General features: G+C 39.2%; 18 protein-coding genes. 3 read left to right on the top strand and 15 right to left on the bottom strand.

Annotated elements, in window-relative coordinates:
• Positions 1–50: 50 nt before the first annotated feature.
• The 5 genes from H8S40_RS03705 to H8S40_RS03685 all read right to left on the bottom strand — a co-directional run bounded on the left by H8S40_RS03705 (position 51) and on the right by H8S40_RS03685 (position 6768).
• The gene (locus H8S40_RS03705; protein WP_117991510.1) at positions 51–2258 is read right to left on the bottom strand and encodes a glycoside hydrolase family 2 protein; all 2208 of its coding nucleotides are present in this window, start codon (positions 2256–2258) and stop codon (positions 51–53) included.
• 5 nt (positions 2259–2263) lie between these two features.
• Positions 2264–3739: an MFS transporter gene (locus H8S40_RS03700; RefSeq protein WP_117991513.1), complete on the bottom strand. Its 1476-nt coding sequence runs from the start codon at positions 3737–3739 to the stop codon at positions 2264–2266.
• A gap of 242 nt (positions 3740–3981) precedes the next feature.
• Entirely contained in the window at positions 3982–5187 is a 1206-nt protein-coding gene (locus tag H8S40_RS03695; protein ID WP_117991517.1) for a helix-turn-helix domain-containing protein, read from the bottom strand.
• A gap of 19 nt (positions 5188–5206) precedes the next feature.
• Entirely contained in the window at positions 5207–5446 is a 240-nt protein-coding gene (locus H8S40_RS03690; protein WP_117991520.1) for a hypothetical protein, read from the bottom strand.
• A 17-nt stretch (positions 5447–5463) separates the two neighbouring features.
• A complete protein-coding gene (locus H8S40_RS03685; RefSeq protein ID WP_117991522.1) occupies positions 5464–6768 on the bottom strand; it encodes a glycoside hydrolase family 1 protein in 1305 nt (434 codons plus the stop codon).
• Positions 6769–7015: 247 nt separating this feature from the next.
• Here H8S40_RS03685 and H8S40_RS03680 point away from each other — a divergent pair, with 247 nt between their 5' ends.
• Positions 7016–7876 carry a sugar phosphate isomerase/epimerase family protein gene (locus tag H8S40_RS03680; RefSeq protein WP_117991525.1) on the top strand — a complete coding sequence of 287 codons (861 nt, stop codon included), beginning with the start codon at positions 7016–7018 and terminating at the stop codon, positions 7874–7876.
• Between the two features lie 100 nt (positions 7877–7976).
• Here H8S40_RS03680 and H8S40_RS03675 read toward each other — a convergent pair whose 3' ends face one another.
• The 10 genes from H8S40_RS03675 to H8S40_RS03630 form a co-directional block, all read right to left on the bottom strand.
• Entirely contained in the window at positions 7977–8741 is a 765-nt protein-coding gene (locus H8S40_RS03675) for an SDR family NAD(P)-dependent oxidoreductase (RefSeq protein ID WP_243238175.1), read from the bottom strand.
• Between the two features lie 114 nt (positions 8742–8855).
• A complete protein-coding gene (locus H8S40_RS03670) occupies positions 8856–9881 on the bottom strand; it encodes a HAMP domain-containing sensor histidine kinase (RefSeq protein WP_118725151.1) in 1026 nt (341 codons plus the stop codon).
• Positions 9871–10548 (bottom strand): response regulator transcription factor, encoded by a 678-nt coding sequence (locus H8S40_RS03665; RefSeq protein ID WP_117991572.1) that lies wholly within the window; start codon positions 10546–10548, stop codon positions 9871–9873. Before H8S40_RS03665 ends, H8S40_RS03670 begins: the two co-directional genes overlap by 11 nt.
• Before the next feature lie 53 nt (positions 10549–10601).
• Positions 10602–13136 (bottom strand): alpha-L-rhamnosidase, encoded by a 2535-nt coding sequence (locus H8S40_RS03660; protein WP_121056574.1) that lies wholly within the window; start codon positions 13134–13136, stop codon positions 10602–10604.
• Positions 13137–13155: 19 nt separating this feature from the next.
• Positions 13156–14994: a family 43 glycosylhydrolase gene (locus H8S40_RS03655; protein WP_186864582.1), complete on the bottom strand. Its 1839-nt coding sequence runs from the start codon at positions 14992–14994 to the stop codon at positions 13156–13158.
• A 195-nt stretch (positions 14995–15189) separates the two neighbouring features.
• The gene (locus tag H8S40_RS03650; RefSeq protein ID WP_118688740.1) at positions 15190–16914 is read right to left on the bottom strand and encodes an ABC transporter ATP-binding protein; all 1725 of its coding nucleotides are present in this window, start codon (positions 16912–16914) and stop codon (positions 15190–15192) included.
• Between the two features lie 140 nt (positions 16915–17054).
• A complete protein-coding gene (locus H8S40_RS03645) occupies positions 17055–17648 on the bottom strand; it encodes a DUF308 domain-containing protein (protein WP_186864581.1) in 594 nt (197 codons plus the stop codon).
• Between the two features lie 26 nt (positions 17649–17674).
• Complete coding sequence (locus tag H8S40_RS03640; protein ID WP_186864580.1) at positions 17675–18295, bottom strand: phosphatase PAP2 family protein; 621 nt, start codon at positions 18293–18295, stop codon at positions 17675–17677.
• 205 nt (positions 18296–18500) lie between these two features.
• Positions 18501–19619 (bottom strand): 5-methyltetrahydropteroyltriglutamate--homocysteine S-methyltransferase, encoded by a 1119-nt coding sequence (locus H8S40_RS03635; RefSeq protein WP_186864579.1) that lies wholly within the window; start codon positions 19617–19619, stop codon positions 18501–18503.
• A gap of 210 nt (positions 19620–19829) precedes the next feature.
• The gene (locus tag H8S40_RS03630) at positions 19830–20711 is read right to left on the bottom strand and encodes a LysR substrate-binding domain-containing protein (protein ID WP_186864578.1); all 882 of its coding nucleotides are present in this window, start codon (positions 20709–20711) and stop codon (positions 19830–19832) included.
• Between the two features lie 364 nt (positions 20712–21075).
• Between H8S40_RS03630 and H8S40_RS03625 the strand changes: the two genes are divergently transcribed.
• Positions 21076–22113 (top strand): YeiH family protein, encoded by a 1038-nt coding sequence (locus H8S40_RS03625; protein ID WP_121057080.1) that lies wholly within the window; start codon positions 21076–21078, stop codon positions 22111–22113.
• A gap of 243 nt (positions 22114–22356) precedes the next feature.
• Positions 22357–23718, top strand: coding sequence for an MATE family efflux transporter (locus H8S40_RS03620; RefSeq protein ID WP_186864577.1), 1362 nt, complete (start codon positions 22357–22359; stop codon positions 23716–23718).
• Positions 23719–23797: the final 79 nt, after the last annotated feature.

Raw genomic sequence — 23797 nt, 5'->3', positions numbered from 1 at the left:
CTCTGATCATCCTTTCTATAATGCCTGCGGATTTCTCGCGGTCGCATCTGTTAGTTTTCTTTCTTAATTCCCTGCAAAATGCGGTTCACCTGTTTAATGCTTTCATCGTCTGCACCCGATTGCTTGAGCAGACTTATGAGTGTCATGCGTCCCATCATTCTCTGCAGTCCCGGATTGTCTTTTACTGCATCTGCCACATCTCCGCGGTCAGAAGCTCCTTTTGCCATCATTTCATCAATGATTGCACCTGCTTTTGGATTTGCTTTAATCTCTGCTAATTTATCATTGATTGAAAAACATTCCGGATCTAACTCATCTGCATCAAACCAGTTCGTAACCGGACTACGTTTTATAAAAATGTAATCTTGGTTTTCTTCTTCCACTTTTTTCACTGTAATGCTGTCTGTACAAGAATCTGCAATTGCAGTAATCTTATGCTCACCTGAGATTGGCACATTGAATTTGAAAATTGTTTTTCCTGTCTGTGTCTCAAATTCTTTTCCATCTACAACCAATGTTATTTTGGACTGGTTGGAATATACTTTCACTTCCGTTACATCTTCTGTACGGTCTACATAGCGTTTTCCACATAAATGTACGAATGGTTCTTTCTTATTCCATGCTGCTTTATACAGATAAAATGCATCTTTTTTTGTCTTGCGGTCAATTGTCACAAGACCTTTCTGGTTTTCTCCATGTTTGCCGCCTTCATCTCTTCCATCTGCTGCAAAATCAAATAGATTCCATACATGTGTTGCCCATAACCACGGACGTTTTTCAATCATCTGAAGGATGTGTTCATGGTATACTGCCTGATAGCTTTCTGTATAATCGCCTTTCTCCGGTACCGCTGCCTGATACTGTGGATTCGCATCTGCACCATATTCAGAAAATCCAATCACTCTGTCCGGATATTTTTCGTGATATTCATCAAAGAATTCATCGTTCTGCTCCAATTCTCCAAGATACCATCCGAAATACAAGTTATAACTATTGATATCCGGAATCTCCAGAATCGGGGAATCCGTCTCGAGCATAAATACATTTGCCATTGTAGTAAGACGCGTGCTGTCCAGTCTGTGACACAGATTATTCAATAATCTGTGGTTTTCCAAAAGGTCATCATCTACCGCACTGGCAGCTGTGATTTCATTGGAAAGTCCCCAACAGATAATGGATGGATGATTGTAATTCTGTACCACCAGTTCTTCCATCTGGGAAAGTGTATTTGCACGTCCATTTTTCATGTGCATTGTAATATACGGTATCTCTGCCCATACAATCAGTCCATTTTCATCGCACAGATCATAAAATTCTTGTGCGTGCTGGTAATGCGCCAAACGAAGTGTTGTGGCTCCGATTTCTTTTATGATTTCCATATCCTTTTTGTGATGTTCAATCGTAAGTGCATTTCCAACCCCTTTGAAATCCTGATGTCTGGAAACACCACGAAGCAGATAAGGATGTCCATTTAAAAAGAAACCTTTCTGTGGATCTATATAATATTTGCGACATCCAAAACGAGTGCTAACGATGTCTCCATTTTCCATAAATGCTTTTGCGGTATAGAGATATGGATCATCCACTCCATCCCAGAGATGTACATTTTCAATCACAAATTCTGCCTTTGCACGTCCATCTTCTAACGAAGCATTTATTTTCTCCTGATTTACTTCAAAAGTAACCATATCTGCGTCACCACATACCCAGGCCTCAACTGTCACAACAGCTTTCTTTTCTTCCAAATTAACAACCGGTGTTACTTTGATTCCCTGTGAACCGCAGTAAGCAAGCTCAAAATGTGTTTCCGGAACAATGATTAAATTTACATCACGGTAGAGTCCACCATAAAATGTAAAGTCTGCTGTCTGAGGATATACTGTCGTATTGTTCGAGTTATCAACAGAAACAACCAGTGTATTCTCTTCTTCCAGTCTTTCTGTGATTTCTACACGAAACGTAGAATATCCGCCTTCATGACGGGATATTTTTTCTCCATTCAGATAAATTTCTGCTGTCATTGCAGCTCCACAAAATTCGAGATAGGCTTTATCTGTTTCATTCTTTTCCGGTTTTGCAAATTTTTTAACATACCAGCAGGTTCCACGATGATAATCATTTCCGCCATCCTGTCCGTCAACCGCATTCCAGGTATGTGGGAGAGCAATGCTCTCCCCTTCTCCCTTTGCTGCTTCCACTTCGTCAGCCGCATTTTTTATAAATTTCCAATTATCATTAAATGATACGATATTTCTCATATTTTCTAATTCCCTTCTGTCTTTGCCGCATTCTTTTTATTTTCAATACGCTTCTGTACAGCAATCATTTCTTCTTTGCCGAGCTTACAGAACTTCATAGCGATTAGTGTACAAATCCATCCTAAGATTGGAAGTCCAAATGTAATGAACATTGTCAGCCATAAAATCTGCGGTGTGCAGGTTTCTCCCGGCTGTGGCATTGTCTCCGTATAACCAATCACAGCAACTGCCCCCGCTGCAATCAATGCGCTGACAGAAGAAATAATTTTGTCCAGGAAACTATAAACACCTGTGACAACTGCTGGAATATAACGACCGCTGCGGTCAAGCTCATAGTCGATGATATCTGACATAAACGATGTATTTGCTGTTGAAACACACATCATTGCGCCATTTTTACAGAATGTAAGTAAAACATAAACAATCGTCATGGCGCCCATCTGTGCAATCTTACTTGGGTCGATTGCTACAAAGAACAGAAACATCACAACAGATACACCAACGCTGATTTTTGTCCATGTAACGATTGTTCTCTGGCTTCCAACCTTTCCGGCATACTTTGCGCCTACTGCTGCAAAGATGATAGATGGAACCATTCCTATTACTGTAAGAATAGAAGAAAGTCCCATATTGCCAATTATAATACCGTAGAGCATTGTTGTGATAACTGCCTGTGTTGCTGTCTGCTGTGCCAGCTTATCAGAAGCTGCGGATACAATATAGCACTGAAGTGGACGATTATCCTTCAATACTTCAATCATATCTTTTACTTTCAGTGGTTCTTTCTTTTCCTGAAGACCAACAAAATTTTCTGGTTTGTCATATTCTGAAACTGCGATGCATACAAGAATTACTCCGATTCCTGCAATTACAAGACAAAGCTTACATGCTGCTGCCAGAAATTCAAGATTATATGTTCCACCGAATTTTGGAAGTAGAACTGCATTTAATACAATACTTAAAATCATCGGTGTCATATAGTTCACAATTGTTGTCCATACACCTACTGTCGGGCGCTGCTTCGGATCGTTTGTAAGAAGCGGCGGGATTGTCTGTGCTGTCATATTTGCCAATGTGTAACCAATAACATAAAATACATACAGAATGACAAATACTGCAACTCCAAATCCTTTTCCTGCTGTCCAGTCATACATTGCCAGAAGTGCAATTGCCTCAATAATAAAACCACTGATTAACAGAATACGGATTTTTCCGTATTTCGTATTTACTCTGTCATATACAAATGCCAGCATCGGATCTGTAATCGCATCCAGGATACGTGTACTTGTCAGTATTACTCCGACTGCTACTGTAGCAATTCCGAATCCAACGCTTGCTGCATAGCTTGCCATACCGATTAACTGGTAGATTCCCATTCCTACCAGACCATTGCAGGCATACAAAAGAATCTGCCATAATTTTGCGCGTCTATACTGAACGCCATCGATCTCACTCTGTGTTCGTTTTTTTGTTTTCGCCATAATTTTTCTCTCCCTTGTCCTCCATACATCTATTCGTTCTTTGATGTGTTTTCTTCATGATGTTACTATAGAATAATTTTGTATATTATGCTGTTCACAAATTCACAAAGATGTTCTGTAATTCATGCATATTTCATAATAGTATGAATTTCAAAACATTTTACCAAAAAATTGAACATTGAAGGTACTTTCCTAATATAGAAAAAGCAAATGAAACAGACACATCCTAATGATGTGCTGTTTCATTTGCGGTATATTTTCCGATATTCTGTTGGAGACATTCCTGTCATTTTCTGGAAACAGGTATAGAAATAGCTTCTCGTACTAAATGCAAGTTCATCACTGATTCCCTGAATCGTCTTTTCTGTACTGGACAGAAGGCTTTTTGCCCTCTCAATCTTATTCTTCTGAACATATTCCTTCACACTATTGCCAATTTCTTTTTTAAACTTATGTGAAAAATAATATTCTGTATATCCTGTATTATTTGCGAGATCTGCAATCGAAATTTCTTCTGTCAGATGATTCTTTATATATTCACATGCATTTCTCATCAAATTAGAAACAGACGGATTATTCTTCATTTCCTGTACACGACTAACATAATCATCCAACATCTCTGAACATAATCTGTTCGTATCTGCCATTGATTTGCAGCACTCAATTTTCTTGGCATAATAGTCATTCAGATCATACGCAATATCTGGAGACAACCCTCCATAAATACATGATCTGGAACATAAAGTTAGTAAAACAAGACAATTATTCTTGTGGCTGCGGAGTGCATCTCCAATATTCGCCTTTACACCATGGCTTAAGGTATATGATTTTTGAAGCACTTCTTTGTACTTCAGATTTCCATCTGCCAGCATCTGGCAGAAAAGCTGTTCATTCGCCCATATTCCGGCATGAGAAGTACTTTTTACAGCAACTTTCTCTTGTCCGGATGGATTGTTTGACAAAAAAACGACCTCATTCATTGCAATCCTCTGTTGATTCAGACAATAATGAAGCATTACTGCATACTGTATCACAATATTAGAAGGGACTGTCGGAATTTTTTCAAAAATTGACAGTATTGCAATACGCAGTTTTACAGACAATTCATAAGAATCCAGTTTTTTCTGGAGAAGCAGATGATCATTCTGTCCACAAAAAACCGGACCGACTATGTGGATTCTGACCGGATTTCCATTTTCCAGTTGAAACCCGGCAATCCACATAAGACTGGCATCTGTTTCCAGCACAACTGGAACATATTTTTTTTCAGACAAATGTTGGAAGAGCAAGTCTTTAAAATTCACAAACTCAAAGAAATCGCAGGAAAACAAAGCATTCTCCCAATCTGTTTCCAACAGATTAAAATCCAGATCAAAGCTCCAATGATGCAGTTCATAATTGCAATTAATCAATTCCAGAAAAAAAGAAATCTTATCCTTTGTCTCCATACTACTTTCCTCCTTTGTATTATTCAAAATATGGTGCAAGAAGTTTTCTGTCATTATCGCAATTACAGCGTATAACTGCACCTTCCAATAATTCTGGCTGGTTGCAGACAGAATATAAGATAAACCGGCTCAGAGAAGATTTCAATGCAAGTTTATCTCCTTCTGTCGACTCAAAAAGCACCTCCTGTTCACACTTTGTCACATCTTCCAGAAATGTTTTCAGATTAATTGTATTTTTAAATGGAAACACATATTCCATAAAATGCCCTCCCTTATCTACCTGAAAGATCCAAGATATGTAAGACTCTTTTTCGGTATTCTTGTCTGTGTAGAACGGTCCACTGCAATAAGACCAAATGTCATAGAATATCCTTTCTGCCACTCAAAATTATCCAGCAAACTCCAATGGAAGTACCCTTTTACCGGAATGCCATCCTGAATACAGTTTTGAACACCCTCAAGTGCTTTTTCGATAAACGCAACTCGTCTGCTGTCATCATCTGTCGCAATTCCATTCTCTGTCACAAGCAGCGTTCCTTTAAAATTCTCTGCAACCTTGCGGATTACATGTTCAAGTGCTTCCGGATAAACTTCATAGTTCATCTGGGTAAGTTCAGCTCCTTCCGGAGAAGGCATTCCACCTTCCGGTCCAAATAAAGAACGGGTATAATTCTGTACTCCAAGAAAATCATCATTCTGAATATATGGAAGATAATGTGTGAATTCATTTTCCCATTCTTCTTCAGCAAAAGGCTCTCCTCCTGCCTGGACAGCCTGCATATCATGAAGACTTAAAGTAAGTCCCACCTGAATCTGCGGTGCCAGTTCTCTAATTACTTCTTTTGCAGCCTGATGTGCTTTCATGACAAGAATATCACTCTCCACAGAACGCACTGAAGTAAAATTGGCAACTTTTTCTACGCCAAATACTTTTTTATTTTCTTCTGCTGCTTCCTTCTGCTCCTCCATCATTTTCTGTAAATTAATACCAACCTGAACTGTACCATCTGCATCATCTTTGCCGGCAGTTTCCTGCGCTTTTGCCATCTGTGCCATCATCTGGCGTTTATAGCGTTCGGCAATTGCTGTAATCTGCAGTCCCATATTTGCTTCGTTGATTGTGCAAATATAATTAATCTCATCTCCCAGTTTTTCAATCACATAGCGTGTATAACGTGCAAAATCATCAATTGTAGTTTCTGCTTCCCAGCCACCTTTACTAATCAGCCATATCGGGCTTGAAAAATGATGCAATGTAACAACCGGCTCTACCCCATATTTTCTACAACATCTGATTACGCTGCGGTAATGTTCAACTGCCTCTTTGCTGAAAACACCTTCTTCCGGCTCAATCCTCGCCCATTCCAGTGAGAAACGATAAGCATTCAATCCCGCCTCTGCCATTAATTTAATATCTTCTTCGTAACGATTGTAATGATCCACTGCATCCAGAGAAGGCTCTACATAACTTGTATGTTCCATATGTTCCATTGCCCAGCAGTCACTATTTGTGTTGTTTCCCTCTACCTGGTGTGCTGCTGTCGATGCCCCGAGTAAAAATTCTTTTGGAAAATGTGTCATTTAAATATCCTCCTTAATTCTTTATTATTTCACATGTCGCATGAATGACAACAATGTATATTCTGTATAATTTTCATATTCATAATAAATCTTTTTTCTACTTCTTGTGTTAAATAATTAAGGATGATGTTCGTTTTTTCGTTTAATACAGTCTGTATAACGAATTATAATACATTTACACGAAATTAAGAACACAAAATTATAAAATTTGTTGTATTCTTAATAAAAATAGGAAAGAAGGATTAAGATGGCAATAAGAGCAGTACAACAGATTATGCTTGGAAGCGTGACAAAAAACGAAAAAGAAACACTAGAAACATTAAACCGAATAAAAAAAGCCGGCTATGATGGGATTGAGTTGAACGGATTTATGATCCGGCCCACTTCATTTCTGGTTCGTATAATGACAAAGATGGCCGGAATGCCTGTCGGAAAAGGTGGCAATTACGACTGGGCTTCCCTTGTAAAACAAGCAGGGCTTCAGGTTGTCAGTGTCCATGAAGATCTTGGAACTATTCAGCGTGAATCTGACACTGTGATTACCGAAGCAAAAAATTTCGGTACTGACAAAGTTGTTATCACAGGAATGTACCGCTTTGATTATTCAGACAAAAACACTGTATTAAAACTTGCGCGTGATTTAAATGAAGCCGGTAAAACGCTTAAACAATCTGGAATCCACCTGCTTTATCACAATCATAACTGTGAATTTCGTAAAGTGGAGTCTGAGAAAACAGCCTATGACCTTCTGTTCGAAAATACAGATCCCGATCTGGTCGGATTCGAGTTTGATTCCTACTGGCCTACAGAAGCCGGCATATCTGCCATTTCACTTATGAAAAAATTAGGCAGCCGCATGAAATTATACCATATTAATGATCGTGGAACGAGACTGGAAGGAGCATCCATGACACCAATTTTAAAATCTGACAGTATGGAACTTGGCTATGGTAATATGAATTTGAAAGAGCTTGTAACACAGGCGTTGCGTGTAAATGTGGATGCCATTATTCTTGAGAGTCATAAAAACTGGATTGATAAATCTCCTTTAAGATCTTTGGAAGTCAGTTCTGAATTTATGAACCGTGAAATACAAGGACTTTCCTAATATAAAAAAAGCTGGTGCTTCAAACGTTTTTTACGTTGAACGCACCGGCTTCTTTTCTTTTATTACTCACGAATCTCAGGATGTTTCCATGTTGATACATTCATGTGACCTGCGATAATGCTCCGTCTACAGGAATGGCTGCTCCTGTGATATAACGTGACAAATCACTTGCAAGGAAAAGTGCCAGATATCCACATTCTTCTGGGTTTCCAATCCGTCCTGCCGGACAGTCCTTTGCAAAAAATGCCATTGCCTGCTCCGGAGCATTTCCAAAGATAGACGTCTTCGTATATCCAGGACAGATTGCATTTACAGTAATTCCATATGGGGCATAGTCGAGTGCTGCTGCTTTCGTCATGCCAACAACTCCATGCTTTGTTGCTGTATAAAGAGCCTGTCCTCGCTGTGGGATAAGACCTGCAATGGATGCCACATTGATTAGAAATCCACCCTGACTGTGGGATTTAAAGATTGCTTCTGCCGCATATTTCATTCCGGCGAATACACCTTTACTATTGAGTTCAAAGATTTTGTCATACTCTTCCATCTCATATTCATGCAATGGACGGCCTCCTTGCCCGATTCCTGCATTATTCACAATTCCATCCAGCTTTCCATAATGCTCTACTGTTCTATCAATCAAATTTCTAACCTGACTGTTCTCACTGCAGTCCGTCTGTACAAATATTGCATCTCCACCATTCGCACAGATTTTATCTGCTACTGCCTGTCCCTGTTCTATATTTATATCTGCACAGACTACTTTCATTCTATTTTCTCCGAAAATCTTTGCAACTGCCTCCCCAATTCCGCTGCCCGCTCCTGTAACAATTGCTACTTTTCCATTTACACTTGAAAAATCCATCTTTCTTCTTTCCTTCCTTTATTCTGTGGATTACTGCTTTTTGTTTCTGTAATCCATCACCTGTTTTCTGATAATAGAATAAGAGATGTATATAAACTCAACATAAACTTTTGCTTATAAATATACAAAAAATGATGTTCCTTTTCCTGCTCTGCTCTCCACACGTATAGAACCGCCTGACAATTCGACAATTCTTTTTACAATGGACAATCCAAGTCCAAAGCCCGATGTTTCATGCGAGTCATCCCCCTGATAATAACGTTCAAAAATATGACTCACTATATCATCATCCATTCCCTGTCCCTCATCTTTTACTTCAATCCAGATGCCTTCTTCTGTCTTTCTTCCATTAATAAATACCGTTGTATGTTCCGATGAATACTTTCTGGCATTGTCTAGCAGATTCGTCCAGACTTCATCCAGTAACTCTTCGTTTCCGAAATACCATATCTCTGGAAGATTCACTTCCAGACTGATGTATTTTGTTTCAAAAGCCGGCAACTGCAGAATTGCACAATTCCTTATCTGGGAATCCAGCCGATATTTTTCTTTCTTCTGAATTAGCTCCATATTTTCAAGTTTGGAAAGTAACAGGGTATTCTGGGATAATTGGGATAAACGCCCTGCTTCTTTTGCCATAATATTCAGATATTCTTTTTCCTCTTTTTTTGGGAGCTCATTTACTGCCAAATATTCTGCCATTCCTTTTACAGAGTTAATCGGTGTCTTAAATTCATGGGAAAAATCTTTCATAAACTGCTTCTGCTGCTCATCTGCATTTTTCAGTTCTTTTACCATGCGATTAAAGTTTTCGTAAATTGCTTTATACTCACCTGAATACTTTAATGATAATTCTACATCCAGATTTCCTTTTGCGACCTCATCCAGTCCATTGATCAGTTTTTCCATTCTCCGATACAACATAGCAGAAACAACAGCAAGAACAACGCCACACAGATTTCCCATGGTCTGATAGATTGCAACGCTCCATACTAAAAAATTGTCACTTTTTATATCAAAATAATAATAACGTATAGCTACCATGACCAGATAGGATGCAACTGCAAAAACATTGATGATAATCCCCAGTCCGACAGCCCAGCGAATTGTACCGATCCGCCTTCTTCCTTCACTTACCATATCTTATTTCTCCTCGATACCCAAGTCCACGTACTGTAACAATTTCAAATTCCTGATAAGAAGCAAACCGCTTCCGCAGACGGTTGATATGCGTTCTTACAGTTGTTTCATCAGAATCTGTTTCATATCCCCAAATGTCATCCAGCAATTGTGTTGTAGTAAATACTTTCTTCGGATAGGACAGAAGTTTAAATAACAAATCAAATTCTTTTTTGGGAAGTGTGATACGTTCTTCCCCACAGCTTACTGTATTGTCATCTTCGCTTATTATCAAATCGCCAATTGTAATTTTCTTTTCCAGATGAATCTGTGATCTTCTCAGAAGTGCACGTACTCTCCACTGAAGTTCTTCGTAATGCACAGGTTTTGTCATATAATCATCAATACCGATTGCGAATCCATTCTTCTTATCTTCCCATTCTTTTTTTGCTGTCAGCATGAGAATCGGAGTTGTTTTATTCATCAGCCGAAATTGTTTTACAAATTCATATCCGTCCATCTTCGGCATCATCACATCTGCAATGACCAGATCTGCTTTCTGATGTTCCAGCTTCTCCAGTGCTTCTACTCCATTGGATGCCTCCACTACATTGTATTCATTTTTCAAATGTAATTTTGTAACCAACCTTGTACTGTAATCATCTTCAATCACTAACACGGTAATCATAATTCCTAACCCCTTATTAAAAATGTAGCCTGCAGAACTGGAATTTCTGTTCATCACAGTTTATAGCTTCCTGCTGTCAAGATTCTTTTTCTTCCATCCGGCAGTGTAACTTCTGCCTCTGTATTGGACGGAATCTCAATTTCATATATTGGTTTATCATTCTCATATTTCCATCCACTGACAATTCTTCCCACTGGTGATTGATAACTTGCTTTTGCATATCCCAGTTGTGGATTCGGCTGTGGTGTTATACTGATTTTTCCTTCATTTAGAGAAATCCCACAAACTCCGGAGAAAAGCCAGCCAGTCACAGCACCGTAAGAATAATGGTTCAATGATTCCTTCACTTCTCCTTTTTCATTGATTCCGTCCCAGGTTTCCCAGATTGTCGTAGCCCCCTTTTTCACTGCATATAACCAGCCAGGCTTCGTGTCCTGCAAAAGCAGTCTGTACGCTGTTTCTATATATCCATACTGCGCCAATACCGGACAAAGGGATGGTGTTGATAAGAATCCGGTATTCAAATGATAATCATTTTTTACTACCAGTGCATTCAGTTCCTCTGCTGCCTGCTTTTTCTCTTCTTCTGTCAGAAGGTTAAAAGAGATTGCACGTACATATTCTGCTTGTCTGTCAGAACTGATTTTTCCATCCTTCAGAGCAATATGCCGGAATGCTTTCTTTGCCATTTGCGCTGTTTTTCTATATGCGGAAGCATCTTCCTCTTTTCCAAGAATAGATGCAATCTCTGAAAGCATTTCTCCAGATTTTGCGAAATACGCAGTTGCCACTTTTCCCTGTGGAGTACGCATTGCATTCGTACTTTCCACATCCGGCTCGCACCACTCACCATAATCAATTCCTGTCTCGATCGTGTATCTGCGGTATGGATTTCTCTTTAACAGCTTCATTGGATTCTTCGGCTTCTGCTTTGCACGTTCTTCAAGAAAGTGATACCACTTTTGCATCATCTCATAGTTTTCTTCAAGAATTCTCTTATCCTGATATCTCTTATAAAGGACATACGGAACAATAATACATGCATCTCCCCATCCGACAGAACCAGCCAACAATTTTGAAAAGAAACTTGGATTATTATTCTTCGGTGCAATATTCGCTACCTTTCCATCCTCATACTGGTTAATTCTACATTCATCCAGCCATTTACGGATTACCGGATAACAGTCTTCAAGATAAATTCCTGTATCCGCAAATACACCCATGTCTCCTGTCCAGGCTGCGCGCTCTCTTGTTGGACAGTCTGTCGGTGCATCACAGAAATTAGACTTCTGACTCCAGATACTGTTCTTAACTAACTGATTGACATCTTCATTGGAACAGGTAAATGTTCCAAGCTGTTCCATCTTTGAATATACCGCAATGGAAGTGAATTTGGCATCGGACAAATTAATCTCTGTTTCAACCAGTGCATAACGGAATCCCCATATTGTAAATTTGGATTTGTAATGATTTTCTCCTTCTTTACAAGTATAAACAACCTGCTGTTTTGTTCCACCTTCTTTATGACGTTTTCTATCCTGAAAATTTTCTGTCGTGAAATTTCCATTTTCATCTAAAGTTTCTCCGTGTGTCAGGACAATTTTATCACCTGCATGGGCATTTACTGTAAATTCAATATAACCCGCAAGATTCTGTCCATAATCAATCACGATTTCACCATTTGGTGTTTTTATAATCTTTCCTTCAAAATGCTCACACTCTACGATTGGTACGCAGTTTGAACATACAAAATTTTCCACGCCAAAGTCTTCCACTTTCACTTCATGATAATCATCTGGCTCTTCCATCGTGGCGTCGATTACTTCTCCCTGCTGCATATCATTTTCCCGGATTGGTCCAGACTGAGAAGCCTTCCAGCTCTCATCCGAGATACATACTGGCTTTCCGTCAACTTCGAGCTGGAAATAAAGTGCAATATCTTCTCCATACAGATTTCTGTCTCCATCAACACCTGAACAACTACGGTACCAGCCATCTCCCAGAATCACCTGCACTTCGTTTTCTCCTTCGTGTACCAGTCCAGATACATCGTAAGTCTGATATGCCAACTTTTTATCATAAGTATAGGTACCCGGTGCCAGCACAAAATTTCCTACTCTTTTTCCATTGATTGAAGCTTCATATAACCCATGACAAGTAATGTAAAGTCTTGCTCTACCTGCTTTTTCAAGGAAAAATGAAGTTTTCAGACAGCTTGCCGGCTTGTGCACTTTCGGATCACAGACCAGTTCCGGATTGATCCATTTTGCCACAAACTGATTTTTTTCAAGAATTCCCAGCTCAAAGACTCCTTCCTTACTCCATTCTCCTTCTTTTCCGTTTTCGTCCCAAAGACGTACTTTCCAGGAAATGTTCTGTCTGCTTTCTGCTTCTTTCCCGAATGTAGTATGCATCTCATCTGACTCTTTTTTCCCACTGTTCCAAACCACTTTTCCATCAGATACTGCCTCAATCTCATAAGCTGTCTGCTTTTTTCCCTCTTCACAGTTCCAGGAAAGATATGGCGTCCGGATATCAATTCCGATTGGATCTACTAAATGTTCTGTTCTTAAATTTACTGCTTTCATCTATGCTTCTAATGCTCCTTTACAGTCTGACAACCTGTCCTTTTGTAATTCCATTTTCATTGTAAGAATCTACTCGCACAAAATACTCTTGTGCTTTCACAAGTGCCCCGATTCTTTTCTTTATCACATGATTCTTTTTTGCCTGTACATCTTCTGTATCACGGTAAATCTGATAACTGTGATACAGTTTATTCTCTTCATGTCCCCAGAGAATATTATAACCAATGGCATCCTTCTTTCCTTCAATCGTAAGAAGAAGATCCAGCCGGTCTTCACTTCTTTTCGCTGTGAACTCCGGTACCTCTGCTTTTTCTCCATCCCCCAGACCAAATACACGTACCCCGGAGATGCATGGTGCCACATCATATGGAATCTCAAGGATTGTAAGACGCAGGAAACGTACCTGAATTCCATTTTCCCTAACAATAAAATCATGTGGAAGATCTGTCACTGCCTCTGATTTATCCTCAATTGTAAAATATTCAATTCCATCTGTTGAGCCTTCAAACTTCCATCTTGTACACAATTCTCGCTCTTCAATATATCTCGGCTGTGTAACAGAGCCCTGTATTTTTCCCGGTGAAGCAATCGGAAGATTATCATCTGCAAAATTAATCTGGACGGCTCTTACGTCCATTACCTGCTCCAGATCCACCTCAAGCCACTGTCCGCTTTCTGCTGTCTTTGCCCTCCACCAGGTCTGAGAATCCTCATCTACTGTTTGCTCTGCGCCCTTGCCCTCTTCGTTGGAAGAACATTTCACAGGTTTCGCATAACTAAGGAGATACCAGTCCGGCTCTTTCCACGGATCATTGCATCCCTCTGCTACAGCTCTTGGCCAGTCTCCATAATTCTGATTGCAGAACAATTCCCCATCTGCATCAAAGCCGGCCGGCCAGATACCTACACGCCGCTCAAACTGGTGGTTTACACTGATTCTCATCGTTGAAGTGTGCCAGAGATTTCCTTCTTTATCCCACATAGTTGAACCATGTCCTGCTCCCGGCATAAATCCACCCGGATGATAGGAAAACGGATTATTCTTTGCAAGTTCAAATGGGCCAAGCGGTGAATCTGACATATAGACACCATCTGCATAGACATTATACTCAGCCCCCGGACATGCATACTGAAGGTAATATTTTCCATTCTGCTTATCCATCCACGCTCCTTCAATAAATGCTCTTCTTGTAAACATTCCCCGAATCTGTGGAATCATCTGTTTTGGTATCTGATCTACGCTAATTCCGTTCTGCTTCACAAATTCTTGGAACATCATCTCCACTTCTTCCTCGCTTTTCGGAAATTCACAATGATCCACGCCCATCCGTTCATAACCTCTTTCATAGGCATTACCAGATAAAAGGTCAATCCGTTCTGTCTTTGGAACCATCGTAACCGGATCCAGCTCGACACCCCAGACCGATGTAATATTAGAACATCCCCAATAAAAATATACTCTTCCGTCTTCATCAAAGAATAAATTCGGATCCCAGAAATCAAACGTTCCTGGAATTTCCTCATATGGTCCGTTTATAATATCTTTTGTTCTGTAATAATTACAGTTTTCTCCTTTTTTGGATGCACAGAAATAGACATAATCTCCACATACCCTTGCATCCGGTGCATAATCATAAAGAGGCAGATTATCCGGTAATCTGTAAGACTCCCAGTTCACCATATCCTCTGATACCCATACGCTAAGATTCATTGACGCGAAGATATAATATTTTCCCTGAAATAAAATCATAGAAGGATCCGCCGCTTCCCTGTCAATTTGTAATTTCCCGTGGGAGCGTGGATCCATATTGAATTGATAGCGATACGGAACGTTAATTGGATTACAATAATATTTCATATATGTTTCCTCCTGAAGAATAAAATTTCCGATAAGTAATCTTACTGTAATTGTAATTCTACTTTATCTTATTTCTTACTGCGTTCCGTTTTTCGCTAAGATGTTTATTTTTTTGTTAAATATTTTGTTGTATCAGTAATAATCATTTTTGAACATTTTTTTCTACGTCACTCTTTTTCCTCTTTCAGCACAATTTTACGACATTTCATAATAATGTGCGTAAATTCCGCCTTTTGCCAGCAGTTCTTCGTGTGTTCCACGCTCTGCGATTCCCGTATCAGCCACTACCAATATCTCATCTGCATTACGGACAGTTGATAATCTATGTGCGATCGTAATCGTGGTTCTATCTTTTGCCAGCTCATCCAGACTCTTCTGAATAAATCTCTCACTCTCATTATCCAGCGCACTGGTAGCCTCATCTAAAATTAAAATGGAAGGGTTCTTTAAAAATACTCTTGCAATCGAAATTCTCTGTTTCTGCCCTCCTGATAATCTTGTTCCACGTTCTCCTACAAAAGTTTCATAACCATCCGGCAATTCCATAATAAAATCATGGATATTCGCCCTCTTTGCTGCAGCTATGATTTCTTCCATCGACGCACCCGGCTTTCCATATGCAATGTTATCACGAATACTTCCGCAGAATAAGTACACATCCTGCTGTACCAGCCCTATCTGGCTACGCAGACTCTTTAAAGTCAGTTCTCTTACATCTTTTCCATCAATCGTAATACGTCCGCCGGTCACATCATAGAATCTTGGAAGCAGTGAACAGATTGTTGTCTTTCCACTTCCCGACGGTCCCACAAGCGCAATTGATTTTCCTGCCGGAATATCAATAGACACATCCGCAAGTACTAAAGTATTGTCATCACTATAATGAAAAGAAACGTCTTCATAACGTACATGACCTTTAATATTCTCCAACGGCTTTGCATCCTCTGCATCTACAATTTCTGGTTCTGTTTCAACTACATCTAAAAATCTTCTAAATCCAGACAATCCTTTCTGCATCATCTCTGTCAGCTCCACCAGAATCTGGATCGGACTGATAAAGATTCCGATATATAAAGCATACATCGCAAGATCACCTGCCTCCATCTGTCCATGTGCAATCAGCCATCCGCCAAATACAAGTGTCATCAGATACATCATTCCCTGGAAGAATAGATTTCCACTCATAAAACTGCCCATACAACGATAATTGGCATCTTTTGAAATCAAAAATCCCTGATTACTCTTTTTAAACTTCTCCCGCTCAATATCTTCATTTGCAAAAGACTGCACTACACGGATTCCCGCTAATGTATCCTGCAGGCTTGAGTTCAAATCCCCAATCTTACGTCTGTTGTCCATAAATGTTGCCTGCATCTTGCGGTTCTGTCCATAAGAAAAAATCACCATAAATACTACCAGTATCAAAAGAGGAATTGCCAGTTTCCAGTTGATCAGGAACAAAAATACAAAAGAGCCGATGATCTTTATTAATGAAATAAATAAATTTTCCGGTCCATGATGTGCAAACTCTGAAATATCAAAAAGATCTGACACCAGTTTACTCATCATCTGTCCAGAATTATTCTTATTGTAATAAGAAAATGATAATTTCTCATAATGATCAAACAACTGCTGACGCATGTCACTCTCCATACGTGCCCCCATCATATGCCCTTGGTAGCTGACATAATATTTACATCCTGTCTGAATCAAATACATTACAAACAAAATCACTGCCATCGGCAATAAAGCTTGCAGGATTGTGGCAGAACTCTCCGTAAATAAAGTCTTCGTTAGTATCCGCAAAATCTGCGGAAATGCCAGGTCCACCAGACTGATTACAGCAGCACAGATCAAATCCAGAAAAAATACCCCTTTGTACGGTCCATAATATTGAATAAATTTTTTTAATGTATGCATACCAATCTCCTTTTCTTTTTAATTATTCCATTATATTATAGCACAAGGAGAGTCGATTGGGGACGGGGTTTAGTGGCTCTTTTGGCATGCCAAAAGAGCCACTAAACCCCGTCCCCAAATGGTCTACCGTCCCCAAATAATCATTCATCAATAATATTTCCACTCAATTCATCTACGGCATCCTGAAGCTTTTCGGCACATTTTCTGCTTATTCTATGAATACGATATAAAATTACTCCATCAATTACCGCATTTATAATAAAAATAATTCCTGTCATAATTGCAGCCAGCTTTACTGTATTTGGTGAAAAGAACATCATAATAATTCCACCCACCACTACAAAGCATGACAAAATCACATCTTTTATGCAATTCACTTCAAATGCCCTTTGCATATAAATTGCTGTTTCTATACAGATAATGCCGTTAATTATAATATAAATGCTAAACACATATGAAAATAAGACTGTCGTAATTCCTGCATGGGTAATTATAAAAATTCCCAAAACACACTTCATGATTCCTTCAAACAGAGAACCCCTTGAATAAAAATCTACCCACACCCGGAAATAATAAATGAGGTCAAAAATACCATTTGCAAGTATCACTGCCCCTGCGATCATAGCTGCCACTTCCAGCGAGTCCTGTGGACGAACAACAAACACTATGCCAATCAAAAGCAGCATAAACACGTTAATCCACATATCCATCTTAATCTTTTTTATCATTTTCATAGTTACACCTTCCTTTAAAATTTTACTTAATTCCCAATAAACGTCAAAATCGGTACATAATATCGTACTGTCAACCAAATTCCCAGAATCCTGCTAATCCCAAAAAGTGGAACTGCTGTCAGCACATCAATTAGTGTGTGCTGTTTTGTTGTAAGTGTTGACAGCACAATTATGACAGCAATTAAAGTTGTAAATATCCGAACCCACGGATTCATTCCCTCACATGTGCAAGAAACACATATTACAAGAAAACAACTGGAACAATGCAGACTTGGTGCACAATTCAATCCTCTATAACTGCCACGATAAATAAATTTCATAAAATTGCCCCAGAAACCATCCGGAGGCACCGGTCTCTGAAAAGAAGTCGGATAGAGCAGATAACACAACACACTGAGTACAACTTCCAATATCATAGTCATCAGATAAGTACAACAAGAATATGAATCTGTCCTGAAAACGATCAGCGGATAAAAAGCAATCAGCGGAAACCAAAAACAGTAAAGCAACACCGTCCATGGAAGAAAAGGAATCTTATCATCCACCGGACGTTTTACGTCATGGATCCTGCTCTGAAAAAACTCGCAGCCGAAATACAATAGGGTCTGGAAAGAAAGCAGAATGACTTGCACCAATATCAGTTTCATTGTTTTGACTCCAATTCTAATAAATATTCTCTTGCTAATAAAAAAAACGCCGTATAATAGTGTTACAATTTGTAACGCTATTATACGGCGTTTTTTTATTTTTTACAAGAATAGGAACATTTGGGGACGGGGTTTAGTGGCTCTTTTGGCATGCCAAAAGAGCCACTAAACCCCGTCCCCAAATGTTCCTACGTCCCCAAATGGTCTATTCTCCCCAGACTTCTTCTGCTATTTCTTTTACAAGTCTGAGTTTTGCCCATTGTTCTTCTTCTGTCAGTTTATTTCCAATCTCACAGGAAGCAAATCCACACTGTGGACTTAAACACAATCTGTCTAATGGAACATATCTGGCAGCTTCATTTATTCTCTTAATCACCGTTTTTTTATCTTCAAGTACCGGGGATTTTGTTGTAATAAGCCCTAATACTACGGTCTTATCTTCTGATACTTTTGCAAGTGGTGCAAATCCTCCTGATCTTTCGTCGTCATATTCAAGAAACAGTGCATCTACATTTTCTTTTGCAAATACATAATCAGCTACTGTATCATATGGTCCACTTGTAAAAAATGTGGAATGATAATTGCCTCTGCAAATGTGTGAAGTGATCACCATGTCTTCTGGTTTTCCTTCCAATGCCAAATTATTTACTTCAAGTAACTGTTGTTTTACATCCTCAAGATTTTCTCCCAATGATTTATAACGAAGTGCTGCTGCATCACCGACTACTGCACCCCATGTACAATCATCCAATTGAAGATTTCGACACCCGGCATCATAAAATTGTTTAATGACCTCCTGATATGCTTTTCCGATATCCTTAATCAACTCCTCATTTGTTGCATAATATTTTCTTGTATTTTCCAGATTCATTGGAACAACCATCTGCTGGAATGTCTGTGCCGGTGCCGGGATGGTATATTTTGCAACTGTATTTTCATCTTCAAACTGTTTTAAAAATTTGAAATATTCTACGAATGGATGTGCTTTTGCCTTGATTTTTCCTACGAGATAGGTGTCGTCAAGCACTGCTAACTCTGCATCAAACTTTACCCCATTTCCCGTGTTTTCATGTGCAACGCCTTCCAGTCCCCACATAAAATCAAGATGCCAGAAAGTTCTTCTGAATTCTCCATCGGTGATTACATGAAATCCAAGTTCTTTCTGTTTTGCTACAACTTTTGTAATCTCTTCATTCACAATTTCATCATATGCTTCCTGTGTAATTTCATTATTTTGAAATGAAATCTTTGCCTCCTTCAATCTCTGCGGTCTTAAAAAGCTTCCCACAAAATCGTATCTATATGGTGTTGTTATTTTACTCATAATCATGTCCTCCGTTTTTTGTTTTGAATCTGAAGAAATTCTAACATCTTCACCATAACTTGAAAAATACTTAAAAATTGCAGTTGTTCATAGTTTGAAGCTATGGACGAGCCATTGGTGAGGGCCATTTGGGGACGGAGTTTAGTGGCTTTTTGCGAGCAAAAAGCCACTAAACTCCGTCCCCAAATGGTCCCCGTCCCAAAATGATCCCTAACTTTGCAGTTCTTCACACACTGCACGATATTTTTCTGCATAAATGCTTCCTTTCTCCCAGATAAAATCAAAATCATGCTGCATTTTAAAATCTGAGAGTTGAATTTCTCTTAGCGTCCCCTTTTTCAATTCGTCTTCAACTGCAACTTTATACATAAATGAAATTCCGCAGTCTTTCTTTAAGAATCCTATAATCGTATGCATATTTTCTACTTCTACATAATGCTGAAAGTCTTCTATCTTCATTCCTCTTGCAAGCAATAATTCTTCCAGAATATTTCTCGTTCCGGAACCGGCTTCCCTGACAAGCAGGCGTTCCTGCAAAAGCTCTTTCATTGTTTTTGGATTTGCTTGTTCGAATTTATGCTCGACTGCACAAACTGCTATATAATCTTCGGTACTATATTTTCTATGTTCATAGTTCTCTTTCGGATAATTTCCTTCCACTAATGCCATATTAATATTCCCTTTATCAAGCAACGTTAACAGCTGTGCTGTATTTCCATAATGGATATGCAAATTCATCTCGGGATGTTTTAGCAAAAAATCTGCCAACCGCTCTACAATCGCATATTCTCCAATTGTCATTGTAACTCCAATAGAAAGGACTTCTTTCTTGTTTTCTTGCCCTTTGATTTCATTTTTCAGTGCAAGCTGATCATTTTTCATCGTCATGAGACGCTTTTTTAATATCGCTCCTGCTTCTGTCATTTTAAGCCGCTTGTTATGATAGGAAAATAATTTGGTATCATATTCTTTCTCCAGGAAATGAATATGCTGTGATACTGCGGGTTGTGTAATATGAAGCCTCTTGGCTGCCTCTGTGAAATTCATGGTTTCAGAAACCATCAAAAATGTCTCTATTCTAAAATCTAACATGCTGTTTTCCTTTTTTATCATTCAAGTCGAATGTCCGTGAGACTTGGCGCGTGATTCTGGTCAGCGAAGCTGACATATTCCTATCAGAATCACTGCGCATCCTCGCGGAGCGTTTATCTCAGTCGGAGATTGGACTCCCACTGAGACAAATTTTCTATTACTCACCACCTGAAGAGGTGGGAGTCTTCTCGACTGAGATAATATATTTTTATCTTTTAATAATATTATATAATTTTTTATTATTGTTTTCTAGTGTTATACTTTGTAATTGTTTAGTAAATTTCAAGTTACTGGTCGCACATAATGTAAATCGTAACGATTGCAATTACAAAACACAAAACTATTTCAAAGAAAGGAATTTATCATGAATTTTATCAAGAAAAATCTTATCGGTATTCTGGTTTGTTTCTTTATTGCCATTCCTTCCTGGCTTATCGGAAAAATATTTCCTGTCATCGGAGGACCTGTCATTGCGATTCTTGCCGGAATGGTAATCACTTGTTTCTGGACAAATAAAAAAAATGCAGAAGCCGGAATCAAATGGACTTCCAAAATCATTTTACAGACCGCTGTTGTCCTCCTTGGTTTTGGTATGAACCTCGGAGTTATTTTGCAGACCGGACGTCAGTCCCTTCCGATTATCATCAGCACAATTAGTACCTCTTTGCTTATCGCATGGCTGCTTCGCAAAGTGTTAAACGTTCCTTCTAATACCTCTATTTTAGTCGGAGTTGGTTCTTCCATTTGCGGTGGTTCTGCAATTGCTGCTACTGCACCAGTCATTGACGCCGATGATACAGAAGTTGCACAGGCGATTTCCGTTATCTTCTTTTTTAATGTCATCGCTGCTGTATTATTTCCAATCCTTGGAAATGCACTCGGTTTTGATACTACAAGCGGAAATGCTTTCGGTATATTTGCCGGAACTGCGATTAATGATACATCTTCTGTCACTGCTGCTGCCTCTACCTGGGACAGTATGTGGAATCTTGGAAGTGAAACACTGAATACTGCTGTCACTGTAAAACTGACTCGTACTCTGGCAATCATTCCAATTACACTGGTTCTGTCCTTGATTCGTGCAAAGTCAGCCGCAAAAGATGGAAAATCAACCGGAAATTTCAGCCTGAAACGTGCATTTCCAATGTTTATCCTGTATTTTATCATTGCAGCAATTATCACAACTATATGCATGAGTCTCGGCGTGAGCGCAGATGTATTCGCTCCACTGAAAGAATTGTCTAAGTTCTTCATCATTATGGCGATGGCTGCAATTGGCTTAAACAGCAATGTTGTCAAGCTGGTAAAATCCGGTGGCAAACCAATTTTACTTGGAGCATCCTGCTGGGTTGGCATTACTGTAGTCAGCCTGATAATGCAACATATCATGAATATTTGGTAAGAGTTGATTTGGTTGGGGTGCCAGTTGGGGACGGGGTTTGGGTGCCGGTTGGGGACGGAGTTTAGTGGCTTTTTGCTATGCAAAAAAGCCACTAAACTCCGTCCCCAACCGGCACCCAAACCCCGTCCCCAACTGGCACCCTAACCCCCAATGGTTCACTAACCCCCTCCCCAATACTTGAATTTTTGTTGATAACTGGATATAATGCTCTTTGATTTTATAATTATTTAGGAGAACACAGATATGAATAGTAGGTCTAACACACAAGCGATGGAAACTGAAAAAATACCACGTCTTTTGGCACAGCTTGCAATTCCGGCTGTTGTTGCGCAAATTATTAACCTTTTATATAACATTGTAGACCGCATCTACATTGGACATATTTCAGGCGTTGGTGCCGCAGCTTTAACCGGAGTCGGATTATTTACCCCAATCCTTATGTTGATCAATGCATTTGCCATGCTTGCCGGTTCCGGTGGTGCCCCACGTGCTGCAATTTCAATGGGAAAGAAGGATAACAAAACAGCTGAACAAATTCTGGGAAACTGTTTCGCACTTCTGGTTCTTATGGCCATAATCCTTACCATAATTTTCTTTATTTTAGCACCAAAACTTCTGACTTTATTTGGAGCGAGTGCAAAAACACTCCCTTATGCTGTAGCATATGCGAGAATTTATATTCTTGGAAGCATTTTTGTCTTAATTGTTCTTGGAATGAATCCCTTTATCACAACACAGGGATTTGCCAAAATCAGCATGCTCACAACAATAATCGGTGCCGTAATCAATATCATTCTCGACCCGATTTTTATTTTTGTATTTAATCTCGGAGTAAGAGGAGCTGCAATCGCCACTGTTTTAAGTCAGGCAGTCGGAGCAATATGGATTCTTAGATTCTTATCTGGGGAAAAGACGATTTTACATCTGAAGAAAGAAAATTTTAGATTACAAAAAGATATTATTTTACCTTGTCTTGCACTTGGTGTTTCCACATTTGTCATGCTGTCCACAGAAAGTATCCTTTCGATCAGCTTTACTTCCAGCCTTTCAAGATACGGCGGAGATATTGCTGTTGGTGCCATGACGATTATTACAAGCATCAGTCAGCTTGCCACCTTACCGCTTCAGGGAATTTGTCAGGGTGGTCAGCCAATCATGAGTTACAACTTTGGTGCCGGAAATAAAGACCGCGTCAAGAAAGCCTTTTTTACACAATTTAAAGTATGTGCAATATTTACAACCCTTTTCTGTATTATTGTAACTGCATTTCCAAGACTCTTTGCCGGAATTTTTTCTAATAATACGGAATTAATCACTTATACTGCATGGGCTTTAAGAATTTATATGGCCGGAATCTTTTCCCTCGGTTTTCAAGTCTGCTGCCAGCAAAGTTTTATGGCTCTTGGGCAGGCAAAGGTCAGTCTGTTGCTTGCCTGTTTAAGAAAACTGATTTTATTGATTCCTTTAATCTTTATCCTGCCACTTTTTATCCAGAATAAAGTATTTGCCGTCTTTTTAGCTGAACCTATCAGTGATATACTGGCTGCGATAATCACAACAATAACTTTCTTAAGCCGGTTCAATAAAATACTAGATAAAGAATAAACCTTTTGGGATGGAAGGTTGGGGACGGGAGTTAGAACCATTTGGGGACGGAGTTTAGTGGCTTTTTTGCTCGCAAAAA

The sequence above is a fragment of the Ruminococcus hominis genome (assembly GCF_014287355.1).
Lineage (GTDB): Bacteria > Bacillota > Clostridia > Lachnospirales > Lachnospiraceae > Schaedlerella > Schaedlerella hominis.
This window is presented reverse-complemented; position numbering and strand designations above follow the sequence as displayed.

Bases quoted from the DNA above. Each gene is read 5' to 3' on its own strand.
- H8S40_RS03705 (WP_117991510.1), bottom strand. From the start codon at position 2,258: ATGAGAAATATCGTATCATTTAATGATAATTGGAAATTTATAAAAAAT.
- H8S40_RS03700 (WP_117991513.1), bottom strand. From the start codon at position 3,739: ATGGCGAAAACAAAAAAACGAACACAGAGTGAGATCGATGGCGTTCAG.
- H8S40_RS03695 (WP_117991517.1), bottom strand. From the start codon at position 5,187: ATGGAGACAAAGGATAAGATTTCTTTTTTTCTGGAATTGATTAATTGC.
- H8S40_RS03690 (WP_117991520.1), bottom strand. From the start codon at position 5,446: ATGGAATATGTGTTTCCATTTAAAAATACAATTAATCTGAAAACATTT.
- H8S40_RS03685 (WP_117991522.1), bottom strand. From the start codon at position 6,768: ATGACACATTTTCCAAAAGAATTTTTACTCGGGGCATCGACAGCAGCA.
- H8S40_RS03680 (WP_117991525.1), top strand. From the start codon at position 7,016: ATGGCAATAAGAGCAGTACAACAGATTATGCTTGGAAGCGTGACAAAA.
- H8S40_RS03675 (WP_243238175.1), bottom strand. From the start codon at position 8,741: ATGGATTTTTCAAGTGTAAATGGAAAAGTAGCAATTGTTACAGGAGCG.
- H8S40_RS03670 (WP_118725151.1), bottom strand. From the start codon at position 9,881: ATGGTAAGTGAAGGAAGAAGGCGGATCGGTACAATTCGCTGGGCTGTC.
- H8S40_RS03665 (WP_117991572.1), bottom strand. From the start codon at position 10,548: ATGATTACCGTGTTAGTGATTGAAGATGATTACAGTACAAGGTTGGTT.
- H8S40_RS03660 (WP_121056574.1), bottom strand. From the start codon at position 13,136: ATGAAAGCAGTAAATTTAAGAACAGAACATTTAGTAGATCCAATCGGA.
- H8S40_RS03655 (WP_186864582.1), bottom strand. From the start codon at position 14,994: ATGAAATATTATTGTAATCCAATTAACGTTCCGTATCGCTATCAATTC.
- H8S40_RS03650 (WP_118688740.1), bottom strand. From the start codon at position 16,914: ATGCATACATTAAAAAAATTTATTCAATATTATGGACCGTACAAAGGG.
- H8S40_RS03645 (WP_186864581.1), bottom strand. From the start codon at position 17,648: ATGAAAATGATAAAAAAGATTAAGATGGATATGTGGATTAACGTGTTT.
- H8S40_RS03640 (WP_186864580.1), bottom strand. From the start codon at position 18,295: ATGAAACTGATATTGGTGCAAGTCATTCTGCTTTCTTTCCAGACCCTA.
- H8S40_RS03635 (WP_186864579.1), bottom strand. From the start codon at position 19,619: ATGAGTAAAATAACAACACCATATAGATACGATTTTGTGGGAAGCTTT.
- H8S40_RS03630 (WP_186864578.1), bottom strand. From the start codon at position 20,711: ATGTTAGATTTTAGAATAGAGACATTTTTGATGGTTTCTGAAACCATG.
- H8S40_RS03625 (WP_121057080.1), top strand. From the start codon at position 21,076: ATGAATTTTATCAAGAAAAATCTTATCGGTATTCTGGTTTGTTTCTTT.
- H8S40_RS03620 (WP_186864577.1), top strand. From the start codon at position 22,357: ATGAATAGTAGGTCTAACACACAAGCGATGGAAACTGAAAAAATACCA.